This is a genomic window from Martinezella lusitana (genome assembly GCF_010668395.1).
In the GTDB taxonomy this organism is placed as follows: domain Bacteria; phylum Pseudomonadota; class Alphaproteobacteria; order Rhizobiales; family Rhizobiaceae; genus Rhizobium; species Rhizobium lusitanum_A.
In genome coordinates this window covers 1-15,431 of sequence record NZ_WUEY01000008.1, presented here as the reverse complement: position 1 = coordinate 15,431, position 15,431 = coordinate 1, and the positions used below count along the sequence as shown (strand labels likewise).

Genomic DNA, 15,431 nt, shown 5'->3' with positions numbered 1-15,431 from the left:
ACCGCTGCGCACTTTTCCTGGAATTGCTCTAACGGCTGCGGCCAATGGGAATGGAAATCGATGAGTAAGAAAGATCTGGGCCTGCTCCTGTTGATCATCGTCGTCGGCATCGTCGTCGCGATCATCAATCCGCGCTTCCTTCTGCCGATCAACCTCGCCAACACGTCGAACCTTATCGGCCTTTTCGGGATTTTGTCGATCGGCCAGGCCTTCGTCATCATCACCGGCGGCATCGAGCTCTCCGTCGGCTCGCTGGTCGCCCTGCTCGGCGTGTTGTTCATCGATTTCATTGCCGTCCAGAACATGCCCTGGGCGGTTGCGCTTCCTCTCATTCTGATCCTCGGCGGCGTCCTTGGGGCGATCCATGGCTGGCTGATCACCAAGCTCAATCTTCAGCCTTTCGTCGTCACGCTCTGCGGCTTGCTGATCTATCGCGGCGCGGCGCGCTTCTACACGGCGGACGGCACGGCCGGCTTTGCTTTCGGCCAGAATTTTCCGACTCTGGAGTTCCTGACCGCCGGCCGTTTCTACGGCGTGCCGAACACCTTCATCGCGCTGGTGATCATTGCAGCCGTCATGTGGATCGTCCTGCACCGCTCGGTCTATGGCCGCTATCTCTACGCCATCGGCAAGAACGAGGAGGCCGCGAAATATTCCGGCATCCGCACGAGAAAGATGGTGACGGTCTCCTACACCATCTGCGGCGTGCTGACGGCGCTTTCCGCAATCTATTTCGCCATGTACACGCGCTCCATTTCGCCGGCGAGCCATGGGCAGTTCTACGAGCTTTACGCCATCGCCGCGGCGGTCCTCGGCGGCTTTTCTCTGCGCGGCGGCGAAGGGTCCCTGATCGGTGTGGTGCTCGGCACCATCCTCTTGCAGGAGCTTCAGAATCTCGTGAACCTTCTCGGTATCCCCTCCTCGCTCAACTTCGCGGTCATGGGCGGCGTGATCCTGCTCGGCGTGCTGATCGACCAGCAATGGAGCGCCATCCGCGCGCAACGACGCCTGGTATCGGCAGCGCGCCAGGCGGAAACGCGACAGCCGGCAAGCCAGACGCAATCGTAGCGGCAGTCCCAGATCGGATCGATTTGGCCAAAGCGAAAGCCGCGATGCCCGTTTGCGGCAACGCGGCTCTTATTGCGAACCTTGTACTCGGTATCCCCGAAAGCCTCAGCCCGCCGGCGTCGGCTCTCCCAGCGACAACATCAGCCGGTTTGCCCAGTTGAAGAAGGCCGCGCCATGGATGACATCGGCAATCTCCAGATCGTCCAATCCTTCCTCGCGCAGTCTGGCGATCTCGTCCGCGCCGAATTGCAATGGCGTTGCCGTCAGGGCCGCCGACGCTTCGACAACGGCATTCCACCGGCTGCCGAGATCGGCTTGAAGACCGTCGTCCAGCAGACGCTGCACGTCATCCGTCCGCTTGGAATGATGCGAGGCGAAACGCGAATGAACCGATGCACAGAAGATGCAGCCATTCGCGCGCGAGGCGGCCGTCGCGGCAAGCTCGCGCTCGGCCCGGGGAAGGCCCGCCGAGACGTTGTAGAAGATATCCTTGTCCGTCTTGGTACGAGCCTGGAGAATGTCGGGGTCGCGCGCCAGCAACATGAAGTAGGGCGATTTCGCGCGGGACGCATCCACGAGACCGGCCCAGTGACGCTCGGTCAGATCCGCCTCGTCAAGTGGCTGCAGCCACGGGGTCCAGCCGATTTCGGCCTGGGTGAAAGCATTCGGCCGGTTCTCGATTGCGGGATGAATGACAGTTTCGGTCATATGGGAATTCCTCTTGATTCGACTAGGCCGAAGCCGCCTGCCCGGCATTCGCCGCGTTCTCTGCCAATGCCCTGAGGCCGGCGACAACGCGGATCTGGAACGCCAGAAATGCGACGATCTGCGAGAGCGTGACGATGCCGGTGGTCGTCCAGCCGGCATCGAGCAGCTTTTGCAACGCCGCAGCACTTGCCTCTCTCGGACGGAAAACCAGAAGATGGCTGTGCTCGAGCGCTGCCGCCAGCTTCGGCCCGAGAGCGTCCCTGCTCTCGTTCGAAACCTCGTAGACGAGTCCGGGCCGATCCTCTCCGGAAAGCGGACCGGCGGGATAGTGCCCATAGGGGCCGTTCGTGCGGCCGCGCTCGACTTCCCCATCGACGGAGACGGCGAGCGCCGCCCCGCCGGCCTGTTCCTTCAGCCTGGAGGCGTAGAAGCCGCCGGCCTCGGCGGCGCCGTGAAGCCCTGCAACGAAGACGGCGACGGCAAAGCGCTCCCGCGGGGTCACATCGCCCTGATGCGCGGGCTCAAACAGCGCCTGATAGCTTTTCTGCGCATTGAGGCGCGTCTCCGGCCTTTGCGCACGCAGGCGATCCAGCAAGGATCCGGCGTGAATTCCCGCAAGAAGATCGATGGTATCGGTGGTCTGTGACGTCATGGCTAATGCCCTTCCTTAAATGCCGGTATTCAGACCCGCGCCGCCAAGCGGGGTTCGTTCGCGACGGGACCTTGCCGCACCCAGCCGAGCGCAGGCGCGACATGCTTCGCGATGAGCTCCAGCGAGCGCAGAATATATTCGTGCGGCGGATCGACGGAGTGGACCTGGAACACCAGATCCGTAACCCGTGACAAAGCGGTATCGGCCCGGAGCGACGCAATGACGTCATCCGGCGTCCCGACATGAACGTCGAAAGCCCGGATCAAATCGGCTGTCGTTTCGCCCGAAAACGTAAAGCCGCTCGCCTTGAAGCGCTCGACGTTGCGCCTCAGGCCGATCTCGGCAAAGTGCAGGGCTTCCTTCCTGCTCTCGGAGACGAACAGGCTGCGCGAGCCCAGAATTCGCGGCGAACGCCCGACAGGCAGGGCCGAGAGATAGGCATCGATAATCGGATTCTGCAGGTCCCAGAGCTCGGCGTCCGGCGTTTCCGGCGGTCGCGGCTGCGTGCGCGACAACATCAGCCCATCCCCATCGCCACCGGCGCGGATGCCGCCGCCGACGGAGAAAGTCGCCTGCCAGACACGATCGCGCAGGTGCGGCGCGACGGGATAAAGACGATTGCCGCCCGCAAGCTCGCCTCCGGCCCAGGCCTCGCGCACCAGGGCGAGGTGCTTGCCATAGACCTGTCCGCGCTCGCCGCTCTCCAGGCCGAAAGGCAGGAAGGCTTGCGGAGTTCCCCCAGTGCCGAAGCCGACTTCCAGGCGCCCACCAAGCAGATGATCGAGCACGGCGGTATCTTCGGCTACCCGCACGGCATTTTCCATCGGCAGGGTGATGACGCCCGTGCCGAGGCGGATGCGGGAGGTCTGCGGCGCCAGTGCAGCAAGGAATACCAGAGGCGCGGGCAGCCCGCCCTCCTCGCCGTTGAAATGGTGCTGCGCTACCCAGGCGCTGTCGAAGCCATGTTCCTCCGCGTGAACGATCTGTTCGGCGACAAGCCGGTAGCGGGTCGCGGCGTCCGCCTGATCGAGAACGCGGCTGAAGAAGCCCAGTCTTTTCGGTGACAATGGCGTACTCATGGAATTATCCTGCACTGATGGTGGAATCGATTACTCGCGGAAACTTCTTGCCGGGAACGGCATCGATCAGTTCGCGCGTATAGGGGCTCTGCGGATTGCTGAAGACATCGTCGATCGTGCCCGTTTCGACGAGCCGCCCCCCGTTCAGAACCGAGACCGTGTCTGCGATCTGCCGCACCACGGCAAGATCGTGGGAGACGAACAGGTAGGTCAGCCCCAGCTCGCGCTGCAGCTCGTCCAGAAGATCGAGGATCTGGGCCTGCACGGTTACGTCCAGGGCGGAGACCGCCTCGTCCAGCACCAGGATCTGCGGGTCCAGCACCAGCGCCCGGGCAATCGCGACACGTTGGCGCTGCCCTCCCGAGAGCGCGTGCGGCCGCCGCTGAAATACCTCGGCCGGCAGCTTGACCCTGTCGAGGGTCGCGGCCACCTTTGCCAATCGCTCCCGGCGCGGCAGCCGCTCGAAATTCAGCAACGGCTCTTCCACGATGGTCGTTATCGTCTGGCGTGGATCAAGCGATCCATAGGGATTTTGATAGACCAGCTGAATTTTCTTGCGAAAAAGCCTGAGCGTTTCGCCACGCAGCGAAGACAGGTCCAGCCCGTCGATCACAACCTTCCCGGAGGTCGGCCGCTGGAAAGCCGAGACGATCCGTATCGTCGTCGTCTTGCCGGAGCCGGACTCGCCGACGATCGCATGCGTGCTGCCGCGGCGGACGCGAAACGAGACATCATCGACGGCTCTGAACCTGTCCGCATCTCCGTCATGGCCAAAATCCTGAACCAGCCCGTCGACGACGATGATGTCGTCGGCCGGCTGCGGCACGGACGCGATCGGCCGAGCGGGAATGCGTTGCGGGCCCACGTTCAGCGACGGCGCGTCGGCAAGCAAACGCCGCGTATAGGCGCTCTGCGGATGCCTCACGACGTCGGCGGTACGCCCCTGCTCCTGAATGCAGCCATGCTGAAGGACGATCAGCCGGTCCGATCGGTCGACGGCAATGCCGAGGTCATGCGTGACCAGCAGGACCGCCGTGCCGTATTCACGCCTGAGATCGTCGATGAGGTCGAGAATGTGCCTCTGTACCGTGACGTCAAGCGCGCTCGTTGGTTCGTCGGCAATGATAAGCGAAGGCTTCAAGGCCATGGCGATGGCGATCAGCACGCGCTGGCGCATGCCGCCGGAAAGCTCATGCGGATATTGCTTCGCGCGCAACTGGGGCTGGCTGAGACCGACGCGCTCCAGAAGGTCGATCGCCTGGACGCGGGCGGCGGCCCCCGAAGCCCTGCCATGGACGACGAGGATCTCGGCCACCTGATCGCCGATCGTCCTGACCGGGTTGAGGGAATTGCCGGGGTCCTGCGGCACCAGGCTGATAACCGATCCACGAATGCTGTCCAGCCGTCTTTGCGGCCAGCCGCCGATCTCCTCGCCATTCAGGCGGATGGTGCCTTGCTGCAGAAGACCGCCTTCCGGCAGAAGGCCGATCACCGCCTGCGCCGTCGAACTCTTGCCGGAGCCGGACTCGCCGACCAGGGCAACGACTTCGCCGGCGCGAACCTGGAAATCGATATCGTGAACGACCGTGCGCAGGCCGCTTTTGTCGCGATAGCCGATCCGCAGGCCTGCCACGTCGAGGATGGGAGCGGTGTTGCTCTCGAGCGCGCCAATCACTGGAACCGTCATTTCCCGATCCTTCCGATAGCCCGGCTGATGCGATTGATGGAAATGACGACAAGGACCACGACGAGACCGGGCGCCGCCGTCAGCCACCAGGCGGTTGCGATGTAGTTGCGTCCCTCGGCGATCAACAGACCCCATTCCGGCGTTGGCGGCGGGGCGCCATAGCCGAGGAAGCCGAGGGTCGACAGCTGCAGGATGGCCCAGCCCGCCTGAAGGGCGGCAAAGGCGATCACCGAGGTCAGCGAATTGGGAAGAATATGACGCCACAGCACCTTGAAGAAGGTGCCGCCGCTGCCGAAGGCGGCTTCGACATATTCGCTTCGCCGCACCGTGACGACTTCCGAACGGACCAACCGGGCAAACTTGGCGATCAGCGTGCAGCCGACCGCGATTGCCGCATTGACCGTGCCGAAGCCGAGGAGAACGATGATGCTAAGCGACAGCAGCAAGTCCGGAATGGACAGCATGACGTCCACCAGCCTCATGATGACGGTCTCGAACCGGCCTCCCAGCGAGCCGGCCAATACGCCGAGCGTCGTACCGACCAGAAGGGCGATGCCCACCGCGGCGAGCGCGCCGGACAGCGAATGCACGGCCCCATAGACGATGCGGGCATAAAGGTCGCGACCGAGCGAGTCAGTCCCCAGCAGATGTGCCGCACTCGGCGCACGAAGATGCTGGCCCGGCAAGCCCTGAACCGGATCATAGACCGTGAAAATGCCGGGAAAGATGGCCCAAAGCACGACCAGCGCGAGCACAAGGCACGCAAGGACGAGGCCGGGCTGGATGACTGGCCACCGTCGCCCGGACGGAATGCTTCCGCGAAGCTGGGTCTGGAGCGTTGCCGACGACGTGCTGCCTTCCGGCTCGGACGCATCGATCCCCGGATGATGGCGGGCGGTTTCGATACTTGCCATCATGCGGCTCCCAGCTTGGTCTTCAGACGCGGATCGAGCACCGGATAGAGCAGATCGACGACGAGATTGATGACGACGAAGGCGCATGCGGCAATGATGACGATCGCCTGGAGAACGGCGACATCCTGACTGTCGACCGCCTGCTTGGTCAGGCCGCCGATGCCGTTGAGCCCGAAGACCGTTTCCGTGATGACGGCCCCGGCCACCAGCTCACCGAACAACAGCCCGGCAACGGTCAGGACCGGCAGCAGCGTGTTCTTGGCGACATGCGCCCACAAGACCCTTGCATGGGAAAGCCCCTTGGCGCGGGCGACCGGCACGAAAGGCCTGGTCAGCACTTCATCGATATTCTTCAGCAATATTTGCGCGAGCGGAGCCGAGATCGGGACTGCAACCGTCAGAATGGGCAGGAAGAGGCCTTCCCAAGGGCCCGGATTGATGACCGGCACGAGGCGGAAGCGGAAGGAGAAAATCTGGATAAACATGATGCCGAGCCAGAAGGTCGGCACCGAAATGAAGAGCGCGGGGATGGCCTGTATCAGGCCGCGCAGCCATGCGAAGCCGGAAAGATTGGAGGCGATCGCGATCAGAACGGCAAGAATGACCGCCACCACGAAACCCAGCCCCGCAAGCAGCAGGGTCGGCGGCACGTTGGTGGCAAGCAGGGAGTTCACCGGAACCCCCGCCTGCAGGGAATAGCCGAAATCGCCCGTCAAGAAATTCCCGACGGAATGGAAATATTGCTGCAGGAACGATCCGTTGGCGCCGTAGGCAGCCCTGATATCGGCAAGCTGCTCGGGGCTCAGCCCATAGTCGGGATTTTGAAACTTGATCAGTACCGCATCACCCGGCAGCGACTGCAGCAACACGAAGGACACCGTGAATGCAGCCCACAGCACGAACAGGGCCTGCCCGATTCTGGATAATATGTATTTCGCCATGCCGATCTTACGCCTTCACATTCGACGAGCCCGGCGCTACGCCGGGCTCGCAGCTTTTCATCAATGCGCAGCAAGCCATGTGCCGTAGAAGGAGGGGCGGCCGACCGCCTCGAATGCAATCCCCTTCACATAAGGCGCGCCCGCAAAGACCTGCGGTTCCTCGAAGAACGGGATGACATAGGCCTGATCCAGCAGATATTCCTGCGCGGCCTTGGCTGCGGCCAATCGCTTGCCGCTGTCGGTTTCGGAAGCAACGGTCTCGAGAATGCCGTTCAGCTTGTCGTCCGAGAACGTCGCCTTGGGGTTGAGGCCACCCTTCTGCAGCAGGGCATCGCGGTTTTTCGCATAGAACTGGCTCTTGATGACATCGGGATCGGCGCGGCCGACTTCAGCGACCACCAGCGGCGTCTTGGCCGGATCGACATTGTCGGTCACCAGATTTCCGGATGTGCCGGCCAGAACCTGCAATTTCACGCCGATCTTGGCCCATTGCTGAGCGACGAGCTGCAAGACGGCCTTGTTCTGCGGCTGCGGTATCGATTCATAGACAGCGAGCGAAAGCGGCTTGCCGTCCTTCTGGCGAACGCCGTCCGCTCCCTTCGTCCAGCCCGCCTCGTCCAGCAGCTTCTCTGCGGCGGCCGGATCGTAGGTCAGCTTCGAGGAAAGATCCGCATATCCGGCCGCAGCCGACGAAATGATCGACTTTGCCTGCGGATAATTCGTCGAAAACAACGTATCGACGATTTCCTTGTTGTTGGTGGCATGCAGGAGCGCCTGGCGAACCTTGATATCGGCGACGAGCGGATTGTCCGGGCGGAAGGCGACGCTGTCGTTCACGCCACGGGTCGGCGCCGCATAGATCGCGAAGCTCTGATCGACCACCTGCTTTTCGTCATAGGCCTGAAGCTGACGAATGAAATCGGCCTGGCCGGAAAGCAATGCGCCGATGCGCACGCTGTCTTCGCCGGTGATGATGTATTTGATACCGTCGAGATAGGGGCGGCCCTGATGCTCGAGTTTAGCCGGACCCCAGTTGTAATCCGGCCGGGCCTTCAGTTCGAGTTGCTTGCCGAGCGTCTCGCTCGCGACGACGAAGGGGCCGGAACCGATGATCTTCGTCGCATCGCCGAGCTGGTCGAAGGGCAGCGCAAGCGTCTTCAGCGAGACGAGGCCGGATCCGATCACCGACGTACCCTGCAGGAAGCCGGGCGACGGCTTCTTGAAATAGAACTTCACGGTATCGGGATCGACAACTTCGCTGTGGTCGTAGTTGTTGATGACCTCCGAAACCGGCTGCTTCAGCTCCTTGTTGCCAAGGCCGAACGTATCGTAGTTCTTGGCGACGGCATTGGCGTCGAGCGGCGATCCGTCGGAGAAGGTCACGCCCTTGCGAAGCTTGAAGGTATATTCCGTGGCAGTGTCGTTGACAGTCCACGATTCCGCGATCCAAGGCTCTATCTGCAAGGTCTGGGGATTCTGATAGGTCAGCTTGTCGGTGATCTGGTTCAGCACGCCGCCATTCGGATAAAAGCCGCCCGCGGGCGGATAGAGGTTCGTGTGTGACTGCTGCTCCAGATAGATGAGCGTGCCACCCTGAACGGGCTTGCTGTCGTCAGCCGAAAATGCGGCTGACGACAGCAACGACACGAGGCCGGCCGTCAGAATAAATGCCTTGAAATTTGCTGCTATCGTCATTGAAATCCCTCGGATACCGAATGTTCCGGAAGGGTATCGAAGCGGCCACGGCATTCCAATATCGTCTATGGAATTAGTCTTCTATTTTTCGCGAGACTATTGAAACGACATCCGCAAAGTCCGTCATTATCCGCAACTTGGTGTCTGATCGGCCGGGGCGACGGCAGGATGATGTCTAAACCAACGGCTCACCGGGAAATTCGTCCGCCGCCTCATGCGGGCATGCATCGATATGGCTTCCGACAGCACTGGATTTCCGTGCTGTTCCAGATCGGAGATCTAGCCCATCTCCACAGCATTGGCTGGCTCGAACTGCGTTCCGCGCCATACGGCGGACGCCGTGGAATCGGGAAAGAGCAATCGCAGATGGCCGATGATCTGGCCCGCGCGCGGGTCCGCCAGGCGATAGACGACGGCCTTCGCCACGCGCCTGCCGGCAATGATACCGGCATCGCGCAATTCACCGATCTGCTGGGATAGCGTCGGCTGGTGCACGTCGAGAATCTCCTCCAGCTCCCCCACGGTTCTCGCGCCTTCCATGAGAACGCACAGGATTGCCAGCCGAACCGGATTTGACATGGCCTTCAGGAAATCGGAGGCGGCCCCGATGGCACGACATTTCACCTTGGGTTCATGGGGTTGGCGCGTCCGGCTTTTCTCGATCTTGGAGCTGCTCGTCATCCGCTTCTGATCCTGCGCTTGTTCGGAATTTTTTTCTCTTTCTCTTCAAATTTTCAGCGTTGAATTTCTCGCCAAGAATTCTCTAGTCATTATATAAATTTATATAACAATAAGCAACGAGGTAAATGTCTTGGCTTTCAGGATTGGCCATCATCCGAACAATCTGCACCTTCGCCTGGCATCGCTATGGCCGGGAGCGTTTGCCGGCATGAACCCGGAATTCATCGGCTATCACGAAGGGCGTGACACGGCGGACAAGCTCGTTCGAGGCGAATTCGATATTGGCGGAACGGGATCCACGCCGCCGATCCTTGCGGCGGTGTCCGGGCTTTCGGTTTCCTATGTCGCAGCGTCGGCGCCCCGCCCGGCCAACGGCGCAATCCTGGTATCGAAAACCTCCGATATCGAGGACGTCGCCGATCTCAAAGGGGAAGCGGTCGCCCTGGTCGACGGCTCCTTTCTCACCTACTTCCTTGCCAAGCAGCTCGGGGAAGCAAATCTGAAGCTGGCCGACATCCATCGCCGCGACCTGGCGCCGGTGCTCTCGCGCGAGGCGCTGAGGAGCGGAACGGTCAAGGCCTGGGTCGCCATGGCTCCGCATTTGGAGCAATCGCTCGTCAGCGGAGAGTTCCGTGTGCTCGCCCATTGCGGCGACCTCATTCCAAACCGTTCGCTGTTCTGGACCATCCGGGATCGAGACCTGTCCAGGGACGCGATGAGCGATTTTGCCGGAGAGCTGCAACGCCTCGGGGCGGAAATTGCCGCCGACCCCGAAAAGGCGGCCGCCCTTCTTGCCGCCGGCGGAGACGAGACGGAGAGGCGGGCCTGGACGCGCGTCGTCTCAGGCCGGAATTGGCAGGCGACAGCCGCGGATGCCGCGCTTCTGCGCGAACAGCAGGCGGAGGCCGACACGCTCTTCGACCACGGTGATCTGCCGGCCAGACTGACGATAGTGACGACAAGCGACAAAGAGATTTGAAATGAACGTACTCTGGTACATGTGCGCGCCGGATGGCGCCTATCCTTGGAAACCCGAAGGGTCGCGCACCATCGACTACGGCTATTACAAGCAGCTTGCTCAAGCCTATGACCATCTCGGCTTCACCGGCGCGCTGTTTGCAACCGGCGCGCATGACGTCTGGCCGCTTGCCGGCGCACTCCTTCCCTACACGGAGCGGATGAAGTTCCTCATCGCCTTCCATCCGGGGCTTATCGCTCCGACGCTTCTGGCAAAGATGGCGGCCACCTTCCAGGAATTCTCGAACGGCCGGCTGATGCTGAATGTCGTCTCCGGAGACGCCAAGATGCTCGGCGCCTACGGCATGATGATGCCGCATGACGAACGCTATCTGATGGCGGACGAATACCTGACCATCTGGCATCGGCTGATGGCCGGTGAAAGCGTCACTCACACGGGCAAGTATTTCCAGACGGAAGGGGCGAAACTCGCGCTGCCGGCCGGATCGGCCATCAAGCCGCCGCCGCTCTGGTTCGGCGGCTCGTCCGACAGCGCCATAGAGGTCGCCGCCAAGCATGTGGAGACCTACCTTTCATGGGGCGAGACTCCGGAGCAGATGGGCCGGAAAGTCGAGAAGGTGAAGGCCCGCGCGGAAGTCCACGGTCGCGACCTCAACTACGGCATACGCCTCTATGTCATCGTCCGCCAGACCGACGAGAAGGCCTGGGAAGCGGCGGCGGACCTCTACGAGCAGATGGACGATGCGGCGATCGCAGCCAACCAGCGGTTCGTCTCCAATACGGATTCCATCGGTCAGCAGAGAATGAGCGCCATGCACGGCGGCATCAAGCCCGCCAATCTGCGCGATCTGGAGATCTCCCCCAATCTGTGGGCGGGCATCGGCCTCGTCCGGCCGGGTCCGGGCACCGCCATCGTCGGCTCGCCGGATACGGTAATCCGGACGTTGGAAGCCTATCGGAAAGTCGGCGTCGACACGTTCATCCTCTCCGGCATGCCGCTTCTGGAGGAGGCCTATCGTTTCGGCGAACTTGTTCTGCCCCGACTTCCCGTCGAGCGCACGGCACCGGAGCGCAAGCACTTCACCTGGTCGACATTGTTCGATCGAGACCTCGGCGGAAAACCCTCGAATGGCTGAAGTATCCACCATCGACCAAGACCTTTCCCGTCGGGCCGACAGTTCTCCGCCGCCTCGGCCGGCGGGCGGGCGGCGGGTGCGATTTGCGACACGCCTCGTCTCACCAGTCGCAATCATCGCTCTCTGGCAGATCGCCAGCATGACGGGGGTTCTTTCGCCACACACGCTCGCAGCACCCAGTGAAATCCTCCGGGCCGCCGATCGATTGGTCATCTCGGGCGAGCTGGTGACAGGTCTTGCGGTTTCCTTCCTGCGCGTGTTGGCCGGCTTTTCCATCGCCCTTGCCGTCGGCGTCGCGCTGGCGCTTGCCGCCGGCCTGTCGAGGCTCGGGGAAACGGCCATCGATCCGCCGCTTCAAATGCTGAAGGCCATGCCATTTCTCGGGCTTCTGCCCCTCTTCATCCTCTGGTTCGGCATCGGCGAAGGGCCGAAGATCGGTCTCGTCGCGTTCGGCGCCGTTTTCCCGATCTATCTGACCCTGCATGGGGGAATTCGCGGTATCGACGGAAAGCTGGTCGAAGCCGGCCGCACGCTGGGGCTCGATACGTTCGGCATCATCCGCCACGTCGTCATTCCGGGCGCGCTGCCTTCTCTTCTCATCGGTGTTCGATATGGCCTCAGCGTCGCGTGGCTCAGTCTGGTGGTCGGCGAACAGATCAATGCTTCCAGCGGCATCGGCTATATCATCACCTATGCCCGCGATTTCCTGCAGACGGATGTCATCGTGGTCTGCCTCATGGTCTATGCCATCATGGGGCTGCTGACGGATGGGCTGGTGCGGCTGATCGAAGCCTATGCGCTGCGCTGGCGCCCGCAGGTACTGGCATGACGGCGCCGGTCGATATCCGCGGCCTCACACGCACCTTCGGCGGCCCGGCAATCCTTGACGGCATCGATCTGACGATCGCGGCCGGCGAATTCGTTGCCCTCCTCGGTCGCAGCGGGTCCGGTAAATCCACCTTGCTGCGCATGCTTGCCGGGCTTGACGATGCGCCGGCGCGGCAATTGCAGCTCCCGCGGCGTCGCTCGGTCGTCTTTCAGGAGCCGAGGCTGATGCCGTGGAAGACGGTCGTCGACAATGTCACTCTCGGCGTCAGGCGCAGCGACGCGCGCTCCATCGCCGTTCAAACGCTTGAGGACGTCGGGCTTTCGCATCGGTTGAATGCCTGGCCGCTGACCCTTTCAGGTGGCGAAGCGCAACGCGCAGCGCTTGCCCGCGCGCTTGTGCGCGAGCCCGAGTTGCTGTTGCTGGACGAGCCTTTTGCGGCCCTCGACGCCCTGACGCGCCTGCGCATGCATGGGCTGGTGTTCGATCTCTGGCAGAAACACCGACCTGCGGTTCTGCTGGTCACCCATGACATAGGGGAGGCCATCACGCTCGCCGACCGCATCCTCGTCCTCGAAAACGGCCGCTTTACCAAGGAGATCCGCGTCGCTCTCGACCATCCTCGTCGGCGCAGCTCTCCCGAGGCAGCCCGTATCGAAGCCGAGCTCCTGGCCGAGCTCGGCGTCGAACCCTCCCATGCCTGATATCTATCGCTCCCACGCACGCCATTTCGGCAGATCGGAACAGCAAAATGATCACAAAGCGTCAATTCTTCGTCGCCATGGCCGCGACAGCCGCCATCGCAACGCTCGCCCCCGCCGCCCAAGCGGCGAACCAGGTGGTGCGTATCGGCTGGCTGCGGGGGCCGAACGACATCACGCTCGCCAAGTCACGCGGCACGCTCGAAAAGGCGCTTGCCGACAAGGGCATCAAGGTGGAATGGGCCGGGCCTTTCCCGGCGGCAGCTCCCGCCTTTGAAGCCCTGAACGCCGGCAGCATCGACATCACCGCCGGCAGCTCGACGTCCGCGATCACCGCACTCGCGGCCAATGTCCCGCTGGTCATTTTCGCTTACCAGAAGATGGCGCCGGGTTCGGAAGGGATCGTCGTCAAGAAGGATTCCACGATCGGCTCCATCAAGGACCTCGCCGGCAAGAAGGTCGCCGTCAATCGCGGCGGCACGGGCGAATACCTGCTCATGCAGGGTCTCGAGACCAACGGCGTCGATCCGAAGAGCGTGGAGCGCGTCTATTTGAGCCCCAGCGACAGCGGCCCAAGCTTCACCCAGGGCCATGTCGATGCCTGGGCCACCTGGGATCCGTTTCTGACGATCGCCGAGAAAGCCTATGACGGCAAGGTCGTCGCCGACGGCGGCGCCATCCGCTCGGACAATGCCGTCGTCCTGGTCGCCAGCAAGGACTTCGCCCAATCGAAACCCGACCAGCTTCAGCTCGTCTTCGATGTGATCAAATCGGAAAATGCCTGGTCTATCGCCAACAAGGCCGAAGCCGGAGCCATCTGGGTCAAGGAAATGAACGTGCCGGCCGACCTCGCCCAGAAGATCGGCGAGAACAATGCCGTCCCGACGACGGCGGTTTCCGCGGCGGATGCCGCGCAGATCGGCAAAGTCGCCGAATGGTATGCCAAGAGCGGCATCATTCCGGCCATACCGGATGTCGCGGCCGGCGTCGTGTCGCTGAAATAGGCTGACGGTCGCCAAGACCATTCCAGGCGAAATCGGCCCTGGCAAGACTGCCGGGGCAGCGGGGGACGGCTGCTCTGGCGCGCAAGTCGGATTGCCTCGGCCGATCAGGTCATCCATTTGCGATGTTCGGCGAAACGCTCCGCCAGCAGGTCGATGAACAATCGCACTTTCGTCGGCAGATGGCTGCGGTTCGGGTAGATCGCACTGATCGTGAACTCCACAGCCCGATAGTCGGGCATGGCGCGCACGAGGCGGCCGGCGGCGACATCGTCGAAGACGATGAAGCTCGGAGCAAGGAAGATGCCCTGCCCGCTCGCCAGCAGAAACCGCAGCGTCTCGGCGCTGTTGGAGACGACATTGCCGGAGATCTTGACGCCTTTCTGATTGCCGTCGGCATCTTCGAAACGCCATTCGTCGCCATAGGGATAATAGGCATATTGCAGGCAATTATGCGCCGCGAGGTCGGCCGGAACCTTCGGCATGGGATGCAGGTCGCGATATTCGGGTGAGCACACGAGCATGTGACGCCAGGGCGCAAGCTTGCGCGCGACGAGCGTCGAATCCGGCGCGGGCAGCGTGCGGATCATCAGGTCATAGCCCTCTTCGATCATGTCGATCGACCGTTCGCCGACATTGAAATCGAGCGAGATCGCGGGATATTGCGTCATGAACTCATTGATGACGGGCAACAGGAAGCGGACGATGGCGCCGCTGGTATAGATCTTCAGCGTGCCGCGCGGCATGGTGCTGAGCGCGCCCGCCGCCCGATCCGCCTCTTCCAGGTCCGCAAGAATCTGGGAGGAGCGCTCATAGTAATACTTGCCGGTTTCCGTCAGGCTGATGCGGCGTGTCGTGCGGTTCAGAAGCCGCACGCCGAGGCGATCTTCCAGAGACTGCACATGGTTGCCCACCATGGTGACGGACATGTTGAGCCGGCGAGCGGCGGCGGAAAAGCCGCCGCATTCCACCACCCGGCCAAAGACTGTGAGGCTGGTCAGCCGATCCATTTCGTCCTCGGATTATCCACTGTGAGTTGATGATCCTTCCAGATTTGAGGAGATTATCAGAAGGACCGTTCCGACGCATCTTCATCGCATCAAAATTGGCCCCGTGCAAAGGGGTGGCGATACCGAAGGAAACGGACCATGGTCGAACTGCCCCGCAACGATGCGTTCAGAAACGCAAGCCAAGCCGATGCCGCTCCGGCCGGCGAAGTAGCAAAGTCCCCCGCCGCCGAAGCCCCCAAGGGACCGGCGGTCGAGGCATCCGTTCCCGCCGCCCCCGCTCCCAGGGCCGGCCGGAAGCTCCTCAAGCGGAGCCTCCTCATTGCGGCGTTGGTTGCTGTTGTTGGGGTTGGCGGG

The 15,431-nt window shown here is 62.3% G+C and carries 15 protein-coding genes and 1 pseudogene; 7 read left to right on the top strand and 9 right to left on the bottom strand.

Annotated features, from left to right (window positions below):
• The first annotated feature begins 60 nt into the window (after nucleotides 1-60).
• The gene (locus tag GR212_RS18560; RefSeq protein ID WP_163988118.1) at nucleotides 61-1,068 is read left to right on the top strand and encodes an ABC transporter permease; all 1,008 of its coding nucleotides are present in this window, start codon (nucleotides 61-63) and stop codon (nucleotides 1,066-1,068) included.
• A gap of 105 nt (nucleotides 1,069-1,173) precedes the next feature.
• Here the strand turns inward: GR212_RS18560 and GR212_RS18555 are convergent, their stop codons facing one another.
• The 8 genes from GR212_RS18555 to GR212_RS18520 all read right to left on the bottom strand — a co-directional run bounded on the left by GR212_RS18555 (nucleotide 1,174) and on the right by GR212_RS18520 (nucleotide 9,425).
• The gene (locus GR212_RS18555; protein WP_163988117.1) at nucleotides 1,174-1,776 is read right to left on the bottom strand and encodes an alkylhydroperoxidase domain protein; all 603 of its coding nucleotides are present in this window, start codon (nucleotides 1,774-1,776) and stop codon (nucleotides 1,174-1,176) included.
• A gap of 22 nt (nucleotides 1,777-1,798) precedes the next feature.
• Nucleotides 1,799-2,428, bottom strand: coding sequence for a CMD domain protein (locus tag GR212_RS18550; RefSeq protein WP_163988116.1), 630 nt, complete (start codon nucleotides 2,426-2,428; stop codon nucleotides 1,799-1,801).
• 29 nt (nucleotides 2,429-2,457) lie between these two features.
• Nucleotides 2,458-3,507: a putative FMN-dependent luciferase-like monooxygenase gene (locus GR212_RS18545; RefSeq protein ID WP_204326652.1), complete on the bottom strand. Its 1,050-nt coding sequence runs from the start codon at nucleotides 3,505-3,507 to the stop codon at nucleotides 2,458-2,460.
• A gap of 4 nt (nucleotides 3,508-3,511) precedes the next feature.
• Nucleotides 3,512-5,194, bottom strand: a complete 1,683-nt coding sequence (locus tag GR212_RS18540) for a dipeptide ABC transporter ATP-binding protein (protein ID WP_163988115.1) — start codon at nucleotides 5,192-5,194, stop codon at nucleotides 3,512-3,514.
• Nucleotides 5,191-6,108 (bottom strand): ABC transporter permease, encoded by a 918-nt coding sequence (locus GR212_RS18535; protein WP_163988484.1) that lies wholly within the window; start codon nucleotides 6,106-6,108, stop codon nucleotides 5,191-5,193. Before GR212_RS18535 ends, GR212_RS18540 begins: the two co-directional genes overlap by 4 nt.
• Entirely contained in the window at nucleotides 6,108-7,049 is a 942-nt protein-coding gene (locus GR212_RS18530; RefSeq protein ID WP_163988114.1) for an ABC transporter permease, read from the bottom strand. The genes GR212_RS18535 and GR212_RS18530 overlap by 1 nt, the downstream gene beginning before the upstream one ends.
• Before the next feature lie 60 nt (nucleotides 7,050-7,109).
• On the bottom strand, nucleotides 7,110-8,744 hold the full coding sequence (locus GR212_RS18525) for a TIGR04028 family ABC transporter substrate-binding protein (RefSeq protein WP_163988113.1): 1,635 nt from the start codon (nucleotides 8,742-8,744) through the stop codon (nucleotides 7,110-7,112).
• 279 nt (nucleotides 8,745-9,023) lie between these two features.
• Nucleotides 9,024-9,425, bottom strand: coding sequence for an ArsR/SmtB family transcription factor (locus tag GR212_RS18520; RefSeq protein WP_163988112.1), 402 nt, complete (start codon nucleotides 9,423-9,425; stop codon nucleotides 9,024-9,026).
• A 130-nt stretch (nucleotides 9,426-9,555) separates the two neighbouring features.
• Here GR212_RS18520 and GR212_RS18515 point away from each other — a divergent pair, with 130 nt between their 5' ends.
• Genes GR212_RS18515 through GR212_RS18495 form a run of 5 tightly spaced genes read left to right on the top strand, consistent with a single transcriptional unit; the run spans nucleotide 9,556 to nucleotide 14,070 of the window.
• Nucleotides 9,556-10,404: an ABC transporter substrate-binding protein gene (locus GR212_RS18515; RefSeq protein WP_246725803.1), complete on the top strand. Its 849-nt coding sequence runs from the start codon at nucleotides 9,556-9,558 to the stop codon at nucleotides 10,402-10,404.
• Between the two features lies 1 nt (nucleotide 10,405).
• A complete protein-coding gene (locus GR212_RS18510) occupies nucleotides 10,406-11,539 on the top strand; it encodes an LLM class flavin-dependent oxidoreductase (protein ID WP_163988111.1) in 1,134 nt (377 codons plus the stop codon).
• A complete protein-coding gene (locus GR212_RS18505) occupies nucleotides 11,532-12,368 on the top strand; it encodes an ABC transporter permease subunit (RefSeq protein ID WP_163988110.1) in 837 nt (278 codons plus the stop codon). The genes GR212_RS18510 and GR212_RS18505 overlap by 8 nt, the downstream gene beginning before the upstream one ends.
• Nucleotides 12,365-13,069 carry an ABC transporter ATP-binding protein gene (locus tag GR212_RS18500; protein WP_163988109.1) on the top strand — a complete coding sequence of 235 codons (705 nt, stop codon included), beginning with the start codon at nucleotides 12,365-12,367 and terminating at the stop codon, nucleotides 13,067-13,069. Before GR212_RS18505 ends, GR212_RS18500 begins: the two co-directional genes overlap by 4 nt.
• Before the next feature lie 47 nt (nucleotides 13,070-13,116).
• Nucleotides 13,117-14,070, top strand: coding sequence for an aliphatic sulfonate ABC transporter substrate-binding protein (locus tag GR212_RS18495; protein WP_246725802.1), 954 nt, complete (start codon nucleotides 13,117-13,119; stop codon nucleotides 14,068-14,070).
• 104 nt (nucleotides 14,071-14,174) lie between these two features.
• On the opposite strand, the gene GR212_RS18490 is transcribed toward GR212_RS18495, so the two are convergent.
• On the bottom strand, nucleotides 14,175-15,077 hold the full coding sequence (locus GR212_RS18490) for a LysR family transcriptional regulator (protein ID WP_163988108.1): 903 nt from the start codon (nucleotides 15,075-15,077) through the stop codon (nucleotides 14,175-14,177).
• Nucleotides 15,078-15,215: 138 nt separating this feature from the next.
• On the opposite strand from GR212_RS18490, the pseudogene GR212_RS36860 reads away from it, so the two are divergent.
• Nucleotides 15,216-15,431 (top strand): annotated as a pseudogene (locus GR212_RS36860) (HlyD family secretion protein); the annotation flags it as partial.